Raw genomic sequence first — 18,542 nt, forward strand, 5'->3', positions numbered from 1 at the left:
CGACATGACGATTATTTCAACTTGGGAGATAAGTTTTCAGGGCGTGAAGATTGCGCGCGACCTTTTGAAAGAGGGAAAGAGTGTTGAAGATGCGATTTGCGGGCTCATAAACGATATCGAGCTCAATCCAGATTTTCACAATGTGGGTTATTCGGGGTGGCCGAATGAAGAGGGCGACGTTGAGCTTGACGCAGCAATTATGGACGGCGATACTTTGAGCTTCGGAGCAGTTGCATCTATGAGAAATATAAAGACGCCGGTTTCCGTTGCGAGACTTCTTGTCGGTAGACCTTATGACAATTTCATTGTGGGCGACGGTGCGCTTCAATTTGCACTTGAAAACGGTTTTAAGAGCGAGGAACTTTTGACTGAACCTGCAAAGGCAAGATGGCTGCAAAAGATTCACGACATGACTGACCTTGACAAGGGACACGACACCGTCGGCTCGGTTATTGCAAGCGGCGGTAGAGTTGTAGCTGCAACTTCGACGTCGGGACTTTTCATGAAGAGAAAAGGAAGAGTCGGCGACTCACCGCTTGTTGGTCCGGGGCTTTATGCAGACAGCGAAATCGGAGGAGCAACTGCGACCGGAGTTGGCGAAGATATTATGAAGGGAACGCTTTCTTTTCAAATTGTGAATCTTATGAAGTCGGGAATGAGTCCGAGCGAAGCCGCGGGAAAGGCAGTTAAAGATTTGCACGAAAATTTCATAAGAAAAAATCAAAAGCCGAGAGATTTTTCCGTAGTTTGCGTGAACAAAGACGGAGAATGGGGCGCCGCTTCAAACAGAGATGAATTTCCATTTGTGGTTTGCACGGGCGATGAAGTCGAATATTATGTTTCGAAAGATTTCGGCAAAGTTTATGAAAAGAGAAAGAATCAATATGACATTTAAAAAGTGGGGAAACCCACTTTTTTTATTTTATTTAAAAAAATTTTTTGAAAAAAATTGATAGAAAAATTTGCGTACATATTTTTGAAAAAAATCGCGTCGACTTATTTCATTTTTTTAATTGTGAGAAACTGCTTTGTCAAAACTAATTGTAGAAAATATTGAAATTAATTTTTGTATCAATTATTTTTATTTGACTTTATAAGAAGTTGCATATTTATTTTCAGAGTTTTAAAAAGTTTGAGAAATATTTACGCAACACTTGTTTATTTAGCGTAACAATAAATTATTTAATATTTTACACAGTTTACACAATTGAGAAAATGGAGATTGAATATTATCAAATCAAATTTGACAAAGAAAATGATATATTATATAATTATCGACGGTAATGAAAATCATTATCAAATTATAAAAAGGAGAAAACTATGAGACAAAGATTATTGAGTTTGTTCACTGCGGGCGCAATGATTTTCAGTTCAATGGTCGGACTGACGACAAATGTTCGTGCAAGTGAAAACGTGGAAACGGTCAACCTCTTTGAGGGCGAGACAGGTGTTGAGACACATGGAAACGGTCTAATGATGATCGACAATGTGTCAGAGAAGTGGAGCGGAAATTCTGCTGATGTAGATGTTCAGCCGGTTAGCTATGCTTTAACCGAAAAGGATTTCGGAGAGAAAACAGTTTATATTGTGGAGCTCAGCTCTGAGGAGATGAGAGGTGCAGTTAAGGAAGCGCTTTTAAAGCTACCGCAAACGGAAATTAAGTACGAGTATAATATTTTGTTTAATGGGCTTGCTGTTGAGACCGGAGATGGATTTTTGGACTATATTCTTCACATTGATGGAGTAAAAAGTGTTGAAAGAGCCGAAAAAGTTATTCCACTCATGGAAAATGCAAGAGAACTTACTCATGTAAATGAAGCAAGTGACTATTTAAAAGAAATCGGTGCGGATGAAAATTCAATCGGTAGAGCATTCGACGGAAGAGGAATGCTTATTGCAAATATCGACAGCGGAATGGATGCAAGACACAAGGATATGCGTCTTGATCCGGAAGCTGAAAAAGTTGCAAAGATAAAACAACCGACCGAGTTCGGTATGTCGATGAAGATTCCGCACGGATTCAATTATATGGACGGCGGCAAGAATACTGTCGACAATTATCCGGACGGCAGTTTTTATCATGATCCGCACGGAATGCACATTGGTGGAATTTTGGCTGCAAATGCTACAGAAGATGATTTGAAAAATCACAGAGGCATAAGAGGTATTGCACCTAATGCACAAGTGTTGTCCTACAAGATTTACACATACACAAGCGACGCTTTTGCAGGAGATGAAACGATGTTTCATGCATTTGAAGACTGTATCAAACATGATGTTGACGTTATTTCTATCAGCTCAGGTTTCCATGGAACCGGTTTAAAGGGCGAGAAGTATTGGGGCGCAATCAGAACTCTTCGCGAAAAAGGAATTCCGGTTTGTGTTGCAACAGGCAACTATGCGACTGCTTCATCGGACTCTTCATGGGACAGATATGCAAACAACGCTCTTAACATGACCGATACAGGCAATGTTACAAGAACGGCTGCACATGAAGACGCTATTGCAGTAGGCTCTGCAAGAAATACAAAAATTAGATTTAATGCTGTTAAGATTGGCGACGAGGAGTTTAAGTACTCACAAATAGGGGCATTCTTTGATAAGAATAAATTTAAAGCCGGCGATTACAGTTTTGTTTATCTTGGAAAATGTCAAGACGAAGACATACTTGGTAAAGACTTAGAGGGCAAAATTGTAGTTATGGATAGAATCTTCTCTACAGACATGAAGTATGCATTTAAGAAGGTTCGTGATAAAGGTGCGCTTGGCGTTATAGTCGTAAACACAGTTTCATACTACAACAGAGACGACTGGGAAGCAATTCCGGCTATGGGCTATGAAGAAGATGAAAAGACTAAGGTACAAGTATTTTCTATTTCAGGAGAAGACGGGGTTAAGCTTTGGTCGATGATTAAATCATACGACGGGGATACAGATTATAAGTCTGACAGAGAATATCGTGTTGATATGAACAAGTACAATAAATTAAAGCCGACTGTAGGACAAGAAAATAAACTTTTACTTGACTTCAATGTAGACGATATAATTCTTGATGAAAAAAGAAGCGTCCCGGCAGGTTCAACAAGCTGGGGACCGAGAAACGACCTTCTCTTGAAACCTGACGTTTCAGCTCCTGGTAAAAATATTTATTCAACGCTGAATGTCGTAGGAAATGATCCGACGAAGGATTCGAGATACGGATATATGAGCGGAACATCGATGGCAACACCGGTTGTTTCGGCTTCGACGGTTCTTATAAGACCGAGACTTAAAGAGCTTGTGGAAACAAAAGTATTAAAAGATATGGGCATAGACTTGGTCTCACTTACTAAGATTATGCTACAAAACACAGCATCGCCGATGCTTGATGAAACGACAGAAAACGACGGAAAATATTTATTTGCCTCCCCGAGACAACAAGGCGCAGGACTTATAAACATTTTAAAAGCATCAAAGAATAACGTTGTGGTTTCATCAAAAGCTTTGGGAAGCGATGGACAAACGAACAGCTACGGTTCTGTAAGCTTGAGAGAAATTAAAACTGGAGAAAAGACATTTACTATTACATTGTCAAACACATCTGACAAAGATATTAAATTTACTGTAAGTGCGTCACCTGTAACAACAGACGGCAATATGCCGAAACTTAAACTCGATGAATTAAACAGCACCGAAGATAAGGGTAAGACAGTTGCAGAAATTCACCCGGAAATTGTTAACGGAGCAGAGATAAAGTTTGATACTGAAGAAATTACAGTTCCTGCAAACTCAAACTTCAATTTGTCCGCAACAATGAAGACGGGAGATGCACACAATAAATTCGTCGAAAGCTTTATTAAATTTGAATCGAAAGATGAAGAAGCAAATCCTAGCCTAAGCATGCCGGTTATGGGCTTTGCAGGCGATTGGAACAACGAACCGATTATAGATAAGTGGGCATGGGAAGAAGGCTCGAAGTCGGCTGAAGTTGTCGGATATGATGAGAATGGAAAACCGAAAAGACCTGGAACATTGAACTCAGGTGTAGGTGGAGATCACGACATAGATGACTTCCACCCGGCAGGAGTGATACAAAACACTAAAGATGGAAATCCGAAACTAAAACAAGATCCGGAACTATTTAGTTTGAACAATAATATAAGCTTGAATAATTCCGTAAGTAGAAGTGATGTAGTAAAAGATTTTGAAGCAATTCCTAATGTTACGCCGAGCCCACTTATTTTGAGATCTGCAAGCAATGCAAAAATCTCAATTGTTGATGCAACGAAGACTAGAGATCTTAAAGTCATGAACGTTTCTCAATTTGTGCGCGGCATACTAAATTCTAAAAGAAATACAGCATCCGGACTTAAGCCAAGTAGATTGAAGATATTGGGCGATCTAAAGTGGGACGGTAGGATATATAATCCTCACCATGTAGAAAAGAAAGAATTTGGCGGAAAAGAATATGAAGAGATAATTGGCGGTGAATATCCACTTGCAGAAGGTCAATATTATTACGAGTTTATGTATAGACTTACACCTGACTACCCATGGCAAAAGTCATATATACCTGTTAAGATTGACAACACTAAACCAACGATAGAGTCAGTCGACGTTACAGATCCTAATAAGATTAAGATTGTAGCTAAGGACACTTATCACAAGCAAAAAGAAGAATTTAAAGACAGAACTTTCTACCTTACAGACCAAGTCGAAATGCCGGAAAAGTTTAAAGAAGTTGAAAGAAAAGTTTGGTTTGTTGGTGCAAACCTTGACAAAGACTATGATGATACTAAGAAATTAACTGTTTATAAAGAAGATGACGGTAGCTATGTGATAGAAAATATTTCCAAAGATTTGATAGGAAGTAAAGTAACTATAGCAGCTCTTGATGGAGCAAGTAACGTTTCTGATGAATATGTTTTAAAATTTGCTGAACCTCAAGATGGAAAAGTTGAAGTTAAGCTATTTAGAATTGAAAGAAAAATGGTCGGCTTTAATGAAGAAAAGGAAGAAATTCTTATAACTGAAGTGGAAATTGATGAATCAAAATTTGGCAAAAAAGAAGAGTCAGTGCCGTCTGAAGATAATAAAGATGACGATGATGAAACTCCACAAATTGCACCTGACTTTGAAATATACAAAGGCAGCACATATAGAGAACTTGAAGCAAAAGATTTAAGAAGAGATCTAGTGAACCCGCTTTTAAAAGAAGGAGAAAATCCATTTACACACGAAAAAATCACAGAAGAAATTTATGCTGTTTATGACGAAAACGGGCAACCGACTCAATATGAAAACGGAGAGCCACTGCAGTATCACGACGAGACTTTAGAGGAACTTAAAAACAGTGGATACATCGGTATGATGACACCTAATGAAGACGGCGGCTTCAACATTCGCGGAAAGATTTTAAATGCTAATAAGAAGACTAGAGTATACTTTGCGTCAAAAGGAATGAAGAAGCTTTTTAGAACAGCTAAAGTTCAAACTTTAAACTATAATGATAAAGACAAAACACTTGAATTTGACTTCTATGCTAATGTAAACGACGATAGCGACTCCACAAAAGATTACAATGATGAAGTTTATATAACCGCAAGCAATGGTTCTAAGGAGAAAACAATTAAGATTAGAATGCCGAAGAGAGAGGTTAAGAAGGAGAAAGGCACGGCTCCGGTTATACCTGGCTTAAATCCTATAGAAGACTCAGCAACCGGTGAATTCAATCAAAAAGTAAGAGTAGTAGAAGATAATGAAAAGAAAAGATATTTTGTAAAAACATCATTTAAAATAGCAGATGGATATACAATAAAGCTTGTGTGCTACAACCCTGGTAAGAATGGCCTCGAAGCTATTGAAGAAGCAAAATATTATTCAAGCGATATGTCGGATAAATACATCGATATAGAAATACTTCCGGGATTCAATATGCTTAGGATGGAAGTGTTTAAGGCTGACAAACAAAATGAAGTAAATGAAAATAATATTTATGAATCAAAAGGTTTCTGTTTATACTATGATGATGACGGTCCGGAACTTGATATGAATACTGCAAGCTTCAATCCTGACAAAAATGGAACTTTATATATAAAGAAGAGTCCGCTTGTTGTTGAAGGCGTTGTAGGCGACAAGGGCGGATTCAACTGGCATATGAGAATTAACGAAAGCATGGTTGATGAGTATCTTATTTATGGAGATTTAACAAGTGACAACCACAGACCGTTCAGAGTTGAAATCCCGTGCAAGGACAAAGATGTTATGGACTGGAATGTAAAGGATTATGCGGGAAATTCACCGGATAATTTCATGGCACAACATATAATAAGAATCGATAACAAAAAGCCTGAAATTAAAATTGAGCCTGAAGTTCAAGGTGACTACACTATAGAGACAGTGGATTCAATGCTAGGAATAAGCATTACAGATAAGGTCGACAACGGCGACAAAGGAAGCATAATGCTTAAAGAAGTTTTTGTAAACGGCGAAGCATATGATGCAAACAAAAAGCTTGAGGATTACACTTCAAACGACGGCAAGTACACTATATATGTTCGTGCAGTTGACTATGCGTATAATGCGAGCGTAAAGACTTATATTTATGATCCGAATGCAGCTGTGGACAAAATTGAAGAAGTAGCAAATGAAGAAGTTACTGTTACAGTTGATAGAGATAACGGCTACAAGGCAGAAGAGTTTATTGTTAATAAAGGTGAAGACTTCGCATTACCTGAAGTAGACTTTGAAATTCCTGAAGGAAAAGTTTTTGCAGGATGGGATATTGATGGCAAGGTTAGAAATGCAGGAGAAACTATATTTGTTGACAAAGATACAACTGTTCGTGCAATATACAAAAATAAAGAGGAAAAGGTTTATGTAAATATTCACTTTGAAAGAAACGGCGGACGTGGTAGCATGGAAGATATTAAAGCTGAAGTCGGAGCTACAGTTAAACTTCCGCTAAACGGATTTGATTCACCGAGCGATAAATCTTTTGACTGTTGGATGGTTAAGGGAGAAAAGAAAAATCCGGGAGATGCGATTGTTGTTGACGGAGATTTGACGGTTACGGCGATTTGGAAAGTTGAAATGAGAAAACCGGATAAAAAACCGGATGTTCCGTTCGTCCCGCACACTCCGGAAGAAGGACATGATTATTTCAAACCGCACAGAAGAATAAATAACAAAAAAGATGTAACTAAGGAAAAGAAAAATGAAAAGAAAACAGAAACTGCTGTAGTTAAAGACGAAGGCAAAAAAACAACCGCAGATGTGAACACGGACTACAATTCACATTGGGCAAAAAATGCTATCGTCGAATGTTTCGCAAAAGGTATCTTTAATGACTTTGCAAACAAGACTGTGTTTATGCCGGAAAAACCGACAACAAGAGCGGAATTTGTGACTGCACTTGGAAGGCTTATGAATATAAATCCTGCGGAGTTTAACAAAAACATATTTGAAGATGTCGACAGTAATGAATTCTATGCACCGTTTATTAATTGGGCGGCATCTAAGAAGATTGTTTTAGGTGTTGATGCAAAGCATTTTGAACCGAATAAGACTCTTACACGTGAACAGATGGCTACGATTATCGTAAGACTATTTAGAACTTACGGCTATAATTTCGAGACAAATCTTATGAAGCCTATTTATAAAGATGATAAAGAAATTTCAGATTGGGCAAAAGAAGAAGTTTATGAACTTACAAATATCGGAATTGTTCAAGGAAATGCCGATTCAACTTTTAACCCTAAAGGATATTTAAAACGAGGAGAGCTTGCAGAGCTTGTTTTAAAACTTACAAAAAAACTTGAGAAATAGTTTTCCCCCTTGCGGGGGGTACATAGATTGGTTGTCTTTGTGATTGACACAAGGTGCGCCATGTGATATAATTATTATAATCTTTTCGAAAGGAATGCGAATGTTATGAAATTCACACCGAATGAAATTATGGAAAAATTGCTTCATGTGCTTGAGTATGTGATTTGTGTGATTATTTTGATTGCAGTTGTCGCAGGTCTTCCCGATTTATTCAGATATATTTGGGATTTTGCGAAAAATCCGTCTTCAATCATAAGCTACAGAGCGTTTTCGGATTTTCTTAAGCATGCGCTGATGTTGGTTGTTGGAATCGAGCTTATTTATATGATTATAAGCCACCAAAACGAAAACATTTTGACGCTTGTTTTATTTGTTATTGCAAGAAAGATGCTCGTTTATGCCGAAGGCATGCTCGACATTTTGATTGGAACTGTAAGTATTGTTTTGATTTTCATAACGCTCAAGTTCATCGTCATGAAAGAGTATTCGATAAAGAAGTTTGACGGAACTTTTTCGGCGAGCGTTTCTTTGAAGGATTTGAAAAATGAACACAATATAGTCATCGATGCTTCGGAAAACACGCTTGGAGGTCTTGTTGCAAGACTTGCCGGTGAGGCGGGAAAGAAGCCGAACGAAGGTGACATTTATTCGTATGGAGGTTATGATTTTTCAATTAAGAAGATGACCGACGGTGTCATTGATCGTATTTTAATTACAAAGAAATAGCTTCGGCATTTCGATTTGCACTTGTAGCTCAGTTGGATAGAGCAACGCCCTCCTAAGGCGGAGGCCGGAGGTTCGACTCCTCTCAGGTGCGCCAAAATTCGGGAAGGGGTAAAACCTTTCCTTATTTTATTTGTATGTGTAGCTCAATGGATAGAGCGTTCCCCTCCGGAGGGAAAGGCTGGGGGTTCGATTCCTCTCACATACGCCATTTGCATATTTATAGATTTTAATATATAATTATAGTAGAACAGGTGATGCCTGAGACTCGATTAAAAGTGTTTTAAAAAGGGAGGATACCTTTGAACGATTTAGTTTATGTAGTTGACGATGAAAAAACGATTACGGATATAGTAAAATTTAATCTCGTGCAGGAAGGATTTGAGGTAAAGACTTTTCCGGACGGAAAGGAAGCGCTTGAAGCGGTTTATGAAAAGCCGTGCGACCTTATGCTTCTTGACGTTATGATGCCGGGCATCGGTGGTTTTGAAGTGCTTAAAACTTTGAGAAAGACTTACACTTTCCCGATTCTTATGCTCACAGCAAAGGAAGAGGAAGTGGACAAGGTTTTGGGTCTCGAACTTGGCGCGGACGATTATATCGTTAAGCCTTATTCGATGAGAGAATTAATAGCGCGTGTCAAGGCAAATCTTAGACGTGTGCAAACGCCGAACACTGCAGGGGATCTCACAAAATTTGGGGACCTCGTTATCGATTCGGGAAAATATGAAGCACAGATTGACGGAGAAAGTGTGAATTTGACGACGAGAGAGTTCGAGCTTTTGAAGTTTTTGTCGGACAGCCAAGGACAAGTTTTTACGCGTGAACAACTTCTTCAAGAAGTTTGGGGTTATGAGTATTTCGGCGATATCAGAACTGTCGACGTTACTATTAGACGTTTGCGTGAAAAGATTGAAAAACCGGGCGAAGATCCGAGATATATTATTACCAAGAGGGGAATTGGTTATTACTTTGGAGGATAGAGATGCGTTCAATTAAGTGGAGATTTGTTTTAATTTATTTTCTACTTGTGCTTGCAGTTCTCCTCATCGTTTCGACTTCCATCATCGGAAGGCTCGATTCGACGCTTACAAACGACAGAATTATGAGCGTGAAAAATCAAATAAATTCGCTCCTATCAAGCTCGAGTTATTTCTCGGGTGAGCTTTTAGATGAAAATATCAGAGGTATAAAGGCGTCTTTGAATGAAAGGCGATTTTCAGATACCGATGATATTTTTGTGCTTTCAAGCGAAGATTTTGAAACTATTATTGCGTCAAAAACTGCTGATTTATCGACATATGATGGTCAATATGCTTATAATATCGAGGAGTTAAATGTAGCTTTAATAAAAGAGGGTTACGCCGGAATTGAAAAGAGCATTATTTTGGAGAATTACGAAACCGGCACTCGTTCTGCACATTTGGTTGTGCCGATAACGGGCGTGGACAACAAGGTTAAGGGGCTTTGTTATGCGATTATAAATCTCGACGTCGTGACGACGACTCTTCAAAGTGCGAAGAGAATCATTTTCGACTCGGGGCTTATTGCGCTTTTAATAACAATTATTCTCAGCTATTTCATCGCTTCGGGCATCACGGGACCGATAAGACAGGTCACCGACGTTTCGAAGAAGATGAGTGAAGGGGACTTCAACCAACGAGTTGAGGTCAAGAGCGACGACGAAATCGGACAACTTTCAAGTATGTTCAACCAGATGGCGGTCGAGCTCAAAAACAATATTCAAAGAACCGAGCTTGAGCGTGCAAAGCTGAACACGATCTTTAACCAAATGCTCGAAGGCGTAGTTGCGGTCGACAAGTTCGGAAATATTATTCATATAAATGAAAAGGGACGCGACCTTTTCGGAGTAAACGGAGATATGCCGCTTTCGGAAATCAAGCTCCCTCTAAAGACGCTCGGGCTAAATTCGGTCAATTTCCAAAATCCGTTCACTCTTGCGGGCGAATCCGATTTTGTTTTAAATGATAAAAACTACAGGATTCTCTATGCGCCGTTTGAGGACAAGGACTTGAACGTTGGCGGAGTTATTGCGGTTTATCAGGATATGACGAAGGAAAGAAAGCTCGAGGACATGAGGCGTGAATTCGTTGCAAACGTCAGCCACGAGCTCAAAACGCCGATCACATCGATAAAGAGTTATGCGGAAACGCTTATGAAATATCCGGTCGACGACGAGACGGCAAAGAATTTTTTGACCGTCATCGACAACGAGTCGGACAGAATGGCGCACATCGTTCGCGACCTTTTGATTCTTACAACGCTCGACTACAAGACCGAAGAGAAAAGGCTTTCGCCGGTTTCAATAAATGAGCTTTCGCACTCGGCGGTTGAGAGAATGAGGCTGATGGCGAAAGAAAAGAATATGTCGATTTATGAGCATTATGAGGACTCGCTCTCCGTGCTTGCGGACGAGGAGGATTTGCTTCAAGTGATTATAAATCTTATTTCGAATGCCGTTAAATACACTCCGGATGGCGGAGTGATTAATGTTTCGACGTCGACTGACGGGCGCTACAACTATGTGAGCGTTTCTGACAACGGTGTCGGCATAAAGCCTGAAGACCAAAAGAGAATTTTCGACAGATTCTATCGTGTGGAAAAGAGTCGCTCGAGGGCGCTTGGCGGTACGGGTCTTGGGCTCGCAATCGCGAAGGAAATGGTAAACAGTATGAACGGCGACATCAAAGTCGAAAGTGACGGCAGAAACGGCTCGACGTTCACACTGAAGTTCAAGGCGGTGGAAGACAATGGAGAGGCTTAAAAGCATTGTACTCGGCGTGCTTGTTTTGTTGTCAATCTTTCTTTCGTATGAGCTTCTTTTCAAAGACCAAGTCAAGGAAAATGAAGCAATAAAAATTGACGACAAAAATGTCATAAGTTACAAGCGGTTTTACAGCACAAATCCGAACAAAGAGCTCTTGGATGAGATTCCGTCGGACGAATTGTCAAATTTTGTCGCACGCGTAATTTCAAATTCAAAGAGCTTTCGAAACGAGGGGGCAGATGTTTTTGATTTTAAAAAGCTCGGAGAGTCAAAAGATAATACGCCGCTTTCGCACCGCGGATATCTTGCGATTTCGGGTTTTGAAATTCCGGTAAAACTTTTGAATCTTTCGGCGGACTCCCGAATCGGAGATGTGCCGTTTGAATCTTTTGATAAATTTTTTATAGACAACAGTGAAAAAAGACTCTATATTAACACGAATATCGGTGTGAAGTCGGCTGAATTTGACGACGAATTTCACACGACGGAGTTTAAAAACGCAGTTCTTTTCGACGAGTTTTTCGTTCCCGAATCCACAAAAGGCGTGAACGCTTTTTCGGTTGTGCAAAATCCGATTTCGTCTTTCAGCAAAAAGGACAGACAAAGTTTTGCGGAAAAATTTTTGGGCACAAAAAATATATATGAGATTAACGAAAGATATTCATATATCTACTCGAGCGAAACTGCAAGCATCGAGATTAAGAAAAACGGAGACATCGTTTATCTTAGAAGCCCCGGACCGGAGAAGATGAACTCGAATCTCTTCGATTCACTCGTCGCATTCAAAAACTTTATAAAGACTTCGCTTCTTTCGTTTTCGGATTACCGAATTCTTTCTCTCGAAAATATTGAAAACAACGGCTTTAAAATTGTTTTTTGCCAAGGAAAACTGCCGCATTATTTAAAAGACGGCGAGTTTTATGAGGCGGAAATAAAGAATAATCGTATAACCTATTTCAAATACAATTCAGTCACGGTGAAAGCGTATATGGAAGTTTCGAGAAAGCCAGAAATAGGTACGTATAAAGCTGCATTTTTAAAGGATGAGGATGCATTTTTTATGTACAACGGACAAAACACCGGCAATATAAATGTTGTGGAGTTGAGGTGATCTTATGGACTGGAAAAAAGCTAAAACTCTGATGATCTATGTATTTATATTTATCAATGTGTTTCTCGTGTCGCTTCTTTACATCAGAAACAAGGACAGGGTCGACAATTTTGACATCGTGCCGATTTTGGAAAACCACGACATAAAACTCGAAGCAAAGATTCCGCAAAGCGTCACAAAGGACGTTTTGGAGCTCAACTACAAAGTGTTTACGGACGATGAAATTATGGCCAAATTTTTCGACAGTCCGGTTGTGAAGTCGACTCCGGAATCTTCAACATTTAAAGAAGGCGACAAATCGCTCATTCTTTTAAACAACAAACAGATTATTTATACCGATGCGCCCGAAGCGTCGGAGACAAAAATTGAAACGGGTGAAGATGCGGCGAAGTATGCTCAGGAATTTTTAAGAGAGCGTGACCTCGATTTCAATCTTCATGTGCAAAAATTTACGGAGAGCGCCAACAACAACTTTACAGTTGAGTTTGAAGAGGTCGAGCCGAACAGCGGATATTTTTTGGAAGATGCTTTTGCAATTGTTTATTTGAATGAAAACGGTGTGACGGGACTTAAATATCAGGCGTTTTCGGGAATAAATAAACTTGACGGAAAGGTTTCGATAAGGGACCCGAAGAGAAAACTTTTGAAGATTATAAAGGAACCGATTGCAAAAGGGCGCAGGATTGTTGACGTTTCGGTCAACTACTACTTCAACCCTTCGAATCTTCCGAGCGTTGAAAATATAGACAAAATTACAAGCGGCATTGCAAATCTCGCTCTTCGAGTGACTCTTGACAACGGCGCGATAATACAGATAGACTAGGTGATTTATTTGAAGTTTTTTTCACTTCAAAGCGGTTCAAATGGAAATTCGCATTTGATACAATCGAATAACACGAGCATTCTTATAGATTCGGGGCTCTCCGGAGTGAGAACAAAAAATATTCTTGCCGAGGCGGGCTTTTCGATTGAGGATGTTTCGGGCGTTCTTATAACGCACGAGCACGACGACCACGTGAGCGGTGCGGGGATTCTTTCGAGAAAGTTCAAAACGCCCGTTTATATAAATCCGGCAACTTTTAAAATGGCTACTTTAAAGATGAAGCGAATCGACGAATTGCTTCTCCACTTTATAGATGGCCCTTTTTGCATTGGGGACATTGAAGTGACGCCGTTTCGCACATATCACGATGCAATCGACCCTTTGGGATATTTAATTGAGTGCGAGGGGAAGAAGATTTCCGTGATAACGGACACGGGCTTTATAAGCGACGAGGTTATGGCGCTTACAAAAAATTCGGATTTTATTTATGTCGAGGCAAATTTCGACCCGATTATGCTGAAAAACGGTCCGTACACTCCGGCTCTTCAGGAAAGAGTGCGAGGAGATTTTGGACATCTCTCGAATTTTGAATGTGCGGAGTATCTTATAAATGCGATCGGAGAAAGGACACAAGCCGTTATGATTGGGCACATCTCGCTTTTTAACAACGACGAAGTGCTTGCGAAACTTACGGTTGAAAACGCGATTGCAGAGGCGGGACTCGACGTTCCGGTTTTTGTTTCGTCGCGATTTAGACCGAGTGTGGTGATAGAAATATGATAAAAATTATTGAAACGGGAAAAATTCCAAAAGAATATCAGACTTTGATTGACGACTTTATAAAAAAGACGGGACCGTATGAGAAAGTACAAATCGTGAGTTTAAAAGAAATAAAACTCAAAAAAGACGAGTCGAATTTGAGCGAGAAACTACGAGATGAAACACAAAAAGCGATTGAAGCTGCGAGCGGAAGGATTATTTTTTTGGATGCGAACGGAAAAAATCCCGATTCCGAAGAATTTAAAAATGAAATATTAAAATCGAAAAATATTGGAGAAACAATATCATTTGTGATTGGCGGCAGCTACGGTTTTGACCACGATATGATAAAATCATATGAAAAGATAAGTTTTGGAAGGATGACACTCCTTCATCATATGACGACGCTCATTTTGACGGAGGCGATTTATCGCTCGTTCAAGATGGCGCAAAACAGCAATTATAATAAATAATCGGGGGTTTTTATGGGAAAGGTATATATAACCGGACACAAAGTGCCGGACACGGATACAATTTGCTCCGCAATTTCATATGCGGAGTTTTTGAATAAGTCGGGGAGAGCCGAGGCGGAACCGATAAGACTCGGGGAAATAAACAATGAGACGAAGTTTGTTTTGGAGCATTTTAATGTCAAGGCGCCGAGACTGAAGACGTCGATGCAACTGAAAGTGCACGATTTGGAGCTCGACGAACCGACAATAATTTACAGCGACACGCCGGTAAAAAGGGCGATTGAACTTTTACAGGAGAAAAAAACACTTCTTCTTTCAATCACGGATGAATACCACAAGCTCCTCGGAGTTTTGAGTCTCTCCGACGTGACGAAGTCGTATATGAATGTTTGGGACGATATGATTCTTCATCGCTCGAACACTCCGTTAAACAACATCGTCGACGTTTTGAGTGCGAAAGTTTTAAATGAAGCGAAGCGCGACCTCACGGGAAAGATGGTTGTTTATGCGATGGAGCCGGACGAACTCGGGGACAGAATTAAAAAAGGCGACGTCGTGATTGTGGGCGACAGAGACAATGCGCAAATCGATGCAATCAAAAGGGATGTAAGCCTTATTATCGTTTCGGGCGGCTACAAAATGAAGGACGAAATTTTGGAGCTTGCGCGCGAAAAAAATATAAGCGTGCTTTCGACGGAGCTGAACAGTTTTATGGCAGCACGCCTTCTTCCGCTTTCGATTCCTGCGGAATTTGTCATGACAAGTGGCGAGCTTAACGCAGTTCATATAAACGACACGGTCGACGAAGTGAAAGAAAAACTTGCTAAGACGAGATTCCGCTCATATCCGGTTTTGGATGACGAGGGGAAAATTGTCGGAAATCTTTCGAGATATCATTTGATTACAGGAAAACCGAAAAAACTTATTTTGGTAGACCACAACGAAAAAGCGCAGTCGGTCGACAATATCGACGAAGCGGAAATAATTGAAATCATCGACCACCACAGAATCGAGCCGGTTTCGACAAATGCGCCGGTGTTTTTTAGAAATGAACCGGTGGGCTCGACCGCGACGATTATAAGTAAAATGTTTTTCGAAGAGGGCATAAGACCGACAAAGGAAATTGCAGGGCTTCTTTCGTCCGCAATAATTTCGGACACGCTTTATTTCAGAAGTCCGACAACGACCGACGACGACAGAAGAATGCTTGAAAGAATGGCGGTTTACGCCGAAATCGAACCTGAAGAATACGCAAATGAAATGTTTAAGGCGGGCACTTCGGTCAAGGGAAAATCCATTTCGGAGCTTTTAAATATGGACGTGAAAGAATTTACAATCATCGACGAAAGCGTTCGCATTGCTCAAATTTTTACACTTGACAAAGAAAGCGTCTTGGAGCTGAAATCCGAAATATTGACGGAGATGAAAAAAATCAGAGAAGCGAAGGGCAATGACACATTTGTATTTGTCGTGACGGATATTTTTGCGGAAAGCTCAATTGTGTTTGTTTGCGGGGAATACGGAGTCGAAATTGCGGGAGAATTTGGAGAAAAAATCGAGGACAGCGAATTTTTTGCACCGGGACTTTTGAGTAGAAAGAAACAAATGGTTCCGAAAGTCACGGATGCAATAAAAAAAGCGAAGGAAAATTAAAATGAATCTTATTTTGGGAGCGATTGCGGGAGACATTGCGGGAGAACCGTACGAGTTTGGAAACAACAGAAATCCAGAAGCACCGCTTTTTACTCCGCAATCAACTTTTACGGACGACACAATTTTAACGGTTGCGGTTATGAAAATCTGCTTGTCGAACGACTTCTCAACTGAAAATATCACGGACACGATGGCGGACTTTGCAAGGCGATACCCTTCGAGCTACGGTGCGAGATTTGGGAAGTGGATTCTCGATAAAACTCCATACGGCTCGCTTGGAAACGGTGCGGCGATGAGAATTTCGCCGGTCTATTATCTTAAAAAAACTCTCGCCGAAAAAATCGAAATCGCAGAGAGAATCACAAATGTGAGCCACAACCACGAAGAGAGCATAAAATGGGTGACGGCACTTGTGCGCCTTGCGGAGCATTTGAAAGCGGACAAAGATTTTGACATTTCGGGATTTATGAAAAATGAATACGGAATAAATCTTACAAATGTGAAATATTTGAGAGAGAATTATGAATATTCCGAAAAAATTCAAAACACCGTTCCCGAAAGCATTGCAATCTTAAATGACTCGAAAAACTTTTCGGAAGTTTTGAAAAACTCGATTTCAATCGGAGGCGACGCGGACACCATTGCAGCAATTGCGGGCGGAGTTGCGGAAATCATTTATCCGATTGACATTGAGACAAAAGAGAAAGTGTTTCGAAAATTGCCCGACGAGTTTAAGAAAATTGTAAGAGAATTTTCCGAAGAGTTCGCAACAATGAGTTTATAGAGCGAAATATAATTGATAAATTTAACGAAATATGTTAATATTTAGATAGAATATAAGGAGGAGCGATATGTTTTTTTATCAACAACTTGAAAATGATTTGTACAGAATTGGAGTGAACGACAGACGCACGGCGAGATTTGAAAATATGTTCCCGATGCCGGACGGAGTAAGCTACAATTCATATCTCATAAAGGATGAAAAGAAAGTTCTTTTTGATACTGTTGACGCATCTTTTATTAATGATTTTTATTCAAATTTAAACCATGCGCTTGGCGAAGACAAGCTCGACTATCTTGTAATCACTCACATGGAGCCGGACCACAGCTCAGCAATAAATATGGTTTTAAAGGATCACCCGGATTGCAAACTTGTGGGAAATAAAAAAACTTTCCAATTTATGGAGCAATTCTTCGGCGATAAATTTACCGACAGATATTTGGAAGTTAAAAACGGAGAAACGCTTGAAATCGGAAAGAGAACACTCGAATTTGTGTTTGCACCGATGGTTCACTGGCCGGAAGTAATGTTTGTTTTGTCGAGCGAAGGAGAACTCTTCAGCGCCGACACTTTCGGAACATTCGGAGCAATTGAAGGACACTACTCAAGCGACTTGATTGACATGGACAGAGCTTTTATTGACGAAGCCAGAAGATATTACATCAACATCGTTGGAAAACAAGGTCGCTCAGTTTCGGCAGTTTTAAAGAAACTCGAAGGCAAAGAAGTCAAAATGATTTTACCTTTGCACGGACCGATTCACAGACAAAAAGAAAAAATCGAATACTTTATCGATAAATATAAAACTTGGGCGGGATTTGAAAGTGAAGAAGACGGTGTCTTGATTGCCTACTCTTCGATGTATGGAAACACAGAAGAAGCAGCGGACATGCTCGCATATGAACTTTCGGAAAACGGCGTGAAAAACATTCACATCTACGACGTTTCCGAATACGATTACAGCTACATCATCTCCGATGCACACAAATTCTCAAACTTCGTATACACCGCAATCAACTACAACACCGACCTCTACCCGAGAATGGATGCATTCTTGAGAGAACTCGTCGGCACCGGCTTCCAAAATAGAAAAGTCTCAGTCATCACAAACATGAGCTGGGGCGGAAGAGCCGAAAAAATTGCCGAAGAAATTTTGGCAAATGCAAAACTTGAAAAAATCGGCGAAACAATCTCTCTAAAATCTTCACTCGATGAAGAAAAAGTGGGAGAGATTAAGGAATTGGCAAAAGCTATTGCAGAATCAATGAAATAAGATGTATAAAAAGAAAGGCTATGACGCCTTTCTTTTTATTTGCGGGCCTTTTCGCGATAAACACTTGATTCAATATTTTAGTCGCTGCGACGTACTTGCCAGTACGCCTCACTCCTAAAATATTTCATCTAAGCGTTTCTCATCGAAAATTCCTCGCAAATAACGGCGAAGATTAATTGTAGAAAATTGCAAACGCCGTCCGTAACGATGGCACTTTGTGTCCCGCTGCCAATAGGGAGAATTGTTGACAAAGAGCCTTTTATTCATTAGAATGTCCCTTTATTTCCGTGCCCGGATTTAATGGGGCATTATATTTTTTGTTACATATTTTATTGTTAGCAAGATAAAGCAA

12 protein-coding genes and 2 tRNA genes are annotated in these 18,542 nt (G+C 40.0%); all 14 read left to right on the top strand.

What is annotated here, in order from left to right:
* Window positions 1–4 precede the first annotated feature (4 nt).
* The 14 genes from SPI61_RS03230 (at window position 5) to SPI61_RS03295 (ending at window position 18,190) form a co-directional block, all read left to right on the top strand.
* Window positions 5–895 (top strand): N(4)-(beta-N-acetylglucosaminyl)-L-asparaginase, encoded by an 891-nt coding sequence (locus SPI61_RS03230; protein WP_321136687.1) that lies wholly within the window; start codon window positions 5–7, stop codon window positions 893–895.
* 425 nt (window positions 896–1,320) lie between these two features.
* Window positions 1,321–7,806, top strand: coding sequence for a S8 family serine peptidase (locus SPI61_RS03235; protein ID WP_321136688.1), 6,486 nt, complete (start codon window positions 1,321–1,323; stop codon window positions 7,804–7,806).
* A 105-nt stretch (window positions 7,807–7,911) separates the two neighbouring features.
* Window positions 7,912–8,532 (top strand): transporter associated domain-containing protein, encoded by a 621-nt coding sequence (locus tag SPI61_RS03240; RefSeq protein WP_321136689.1) that lies wholly within the window; start codon window positions 7,912–7,914, stop codon window positions 8,530–8,532.
* Between the two features lie 17 nt (window positions 8,533–8,549).
* A tRNA-Arg gene (locus SPI61_RS03245) sits at window positions 8,550–8,626 on the top strand.
* A gap of 38 nt (window positions 8,627–8,664) precedes the next feature.
* A tRNA-Arg gene (locus SPI61_RS03250) sits at window positions 8,665–8,740 on the top strand.
* A 91-nt stretch (window positions 8,741–8,831) separates the two neighbouring features.
* Entirely contained in the window at window positions 8,832–9,512 is a 681-nt protein-coding gene (locus SPI61_RS03255; RefSeq protein WP_321136690.1) for a response regulator, read from the top strand.
* A gap of 2 nt (window positions 9,513–9,514) precedes the next feature.
* Window positions 9,515–11,314 (top strand): ATP-binding protein, encoded by a 1,800-nt coding sequence (locus SPI61_RS03260; protein ID WP_321136691.1) that lies wholly within the window; start codon window positions 9,515–9,517, stop codon window positions 11,312–11,314.
* On the top strand, window positions 11,301–12,428 hold the full coding sequence (locus SPI61_RS03265) for a hypothetical protein (RefSeq protein WP_321136692.1): 1,128 nt from the start codon (window positions 11,301–11,303) through the stop codon (window positions 12,426–12,428). Before SPI61_RS03260 ends, SPI61_RS03265 begins: the two co-directional genes overlap by 14 nt.
* A 4-nt stretch (window positions 12,429–12,432) precedes the next feature.
* Window positions 12,433–13,251, top strand: a complete 819-nt coding sequence (locus SPI61_RS03270; RefSeq protein WP_321136693.1) for a hypothetical protein — start codon at window positions 12,433–12,435, stop codon at window positions 13,249–13,251.
* Between the two features lie 9 nt (window positions 13,252–13,260).
* Entirely contained in the window at window positions 13,261–14,031 is a 771-nt protein-coding gene (locus tag SPI61_RS03275; protein ID WP_321136694.1) for an MBL fold metallo-hydrolase, read from the top strand.
* Complete coding sequence (locus SPI61_RS03280) at window positions 14,028–14,483, top strand: 23S rRNA (pseudouridine(1915)-N(3))-methyltransferase RlmH (RefSeq protein ID WP_321136695.1); 456 nt, start codon at window positions 14,028–14,030, stop codon at window positions 14,481–14,483. The genes SPI61_RS03275 and SPI61_RS03280 overlap by 4 nt, the downstream gene beginning before the upstream one ends.
* Before the next feature lie 12 nt (window positions 14,484–14,495).
* A complete protein-coding gene (locus SPI61_RS03285; RefSeq protein WP_321136696.1) occupies window positions 14,496–16,136 on the top strand; it encodes a putative manganese-dependent inorganic diphosphatase in 1,641 nt (546 codons plus the stop codon).
* A gap of 1 nt (window position 16,137) precedes the next feature.
* Window positions 16,138–16,920 carry an ADP-ribosylglycohydrolase family protein gene (locus tag SPI61_RS03290; protein ID WP_321136697.1) on the top strand — a complete coding sequence of 261 codons (783 nt, stop codon included), beginning with the start codon at window positions 16,138–16,140 and terminating at the stop codon, window positions 16,918–16,920.
* 67 nt (window positions 16,921–16,987) lie between these two features.
* Complete coding sequence (locus SPI61_RS03295) at window positions 16,988–18,190, top strand: FprA family A-type flavoprotein (RefSeq protein WP_321136698.1); 1,203 nt, start codon at window positions 16,988–16,990, stop codon at window positions 18,188–18,190.
* Window positions 18,191–18,542: the final 352 nt, after the last annotated feature.

It is taken from the genome of Ezakiella sp. (assembly GCF_034180565.1).
Classification (GTDB): domain Bacteria; phylum Bacillota; class Clostridia; order Tissierellales; family Peptoniphilaceae; genus Ezakiella.

What these genes read in the sequence shown, in the direction of transcription:
- SPI61_RS03295 (WP_321136698.1), top strand. Translation starts at nt 16,988, where the DNA reads ATGTTTTTTTATCAACAACTTGAAAATGATTTGTACAGAATTGGAGTG.
- SPI61_RS03285 (WP_321136696.1), top strand. Translation starts at nt 14,496, where the DNA reads ATGGGAAAGGTATATATAACCGGACACAAAGTGCCGGACACGGATACA.
- SPI61_RS03265 (WP_321136692.1), top strand. Translation starts at nt 11,301, where the DNA reads ATGGAGAGGCTTAAAAGCATTGTACTCGGCGTGCTTGTTTTGTTGTCA.
- SPI61_RS03240 (WP_321136689.1), top strand. Translation starts at nt 7,912, where the DNA reads ATGAAATTCACACCGAATGAAATTATGGAAAAATTGCTTCATGTGCTT.
- SPI61_RS03270 (WP_321136693.1), top strand. Translation starts at nt 12,433, where the DNA reads ATGGACTGGAAAAAAGCTAAAACTCTGATGATCTATGTATTTATATTT.
- SPI61_RS03235 (WP_321136688.1), top strand. Translation starts at nt 1,321, where the DNA reads ATGAGACAAAGATTATTGAGTTTGTTCACTGCGGGCGCAATGATTTTC.
- SPI61_RS03230 (WP_321136687.1), top strand. Translation starts at nt 5, where the DNA reads ATGACGATTATTTCAACTTGGGAGATAAGTTTTCAGGGCGTGAAGATT.
- SPI61_RS03280 (WP_321136695.1), top strand. Translation starts at nt 14,028, where the DNA reads ATGATAAAAATTATTGAAACGGGAAAAATTCCAAAAGAATATCAGACT.
- SPI61_RS03290 (WP_321136697.1), top strand. Translation starts at nt 16,138, where the DNA reads ATGAATCTTATTTTGGGAGCGATTGCGGGAGACATTGCGGGAGAACCG.
- SPI61_RS03260 (WP_321136691.1), top strand. Translation starts at nt 9,515, where the DNA reads ATGCGTTCAATTAAGTGGAGATTTGTTTTAATTTATTTTCTACTTGTG.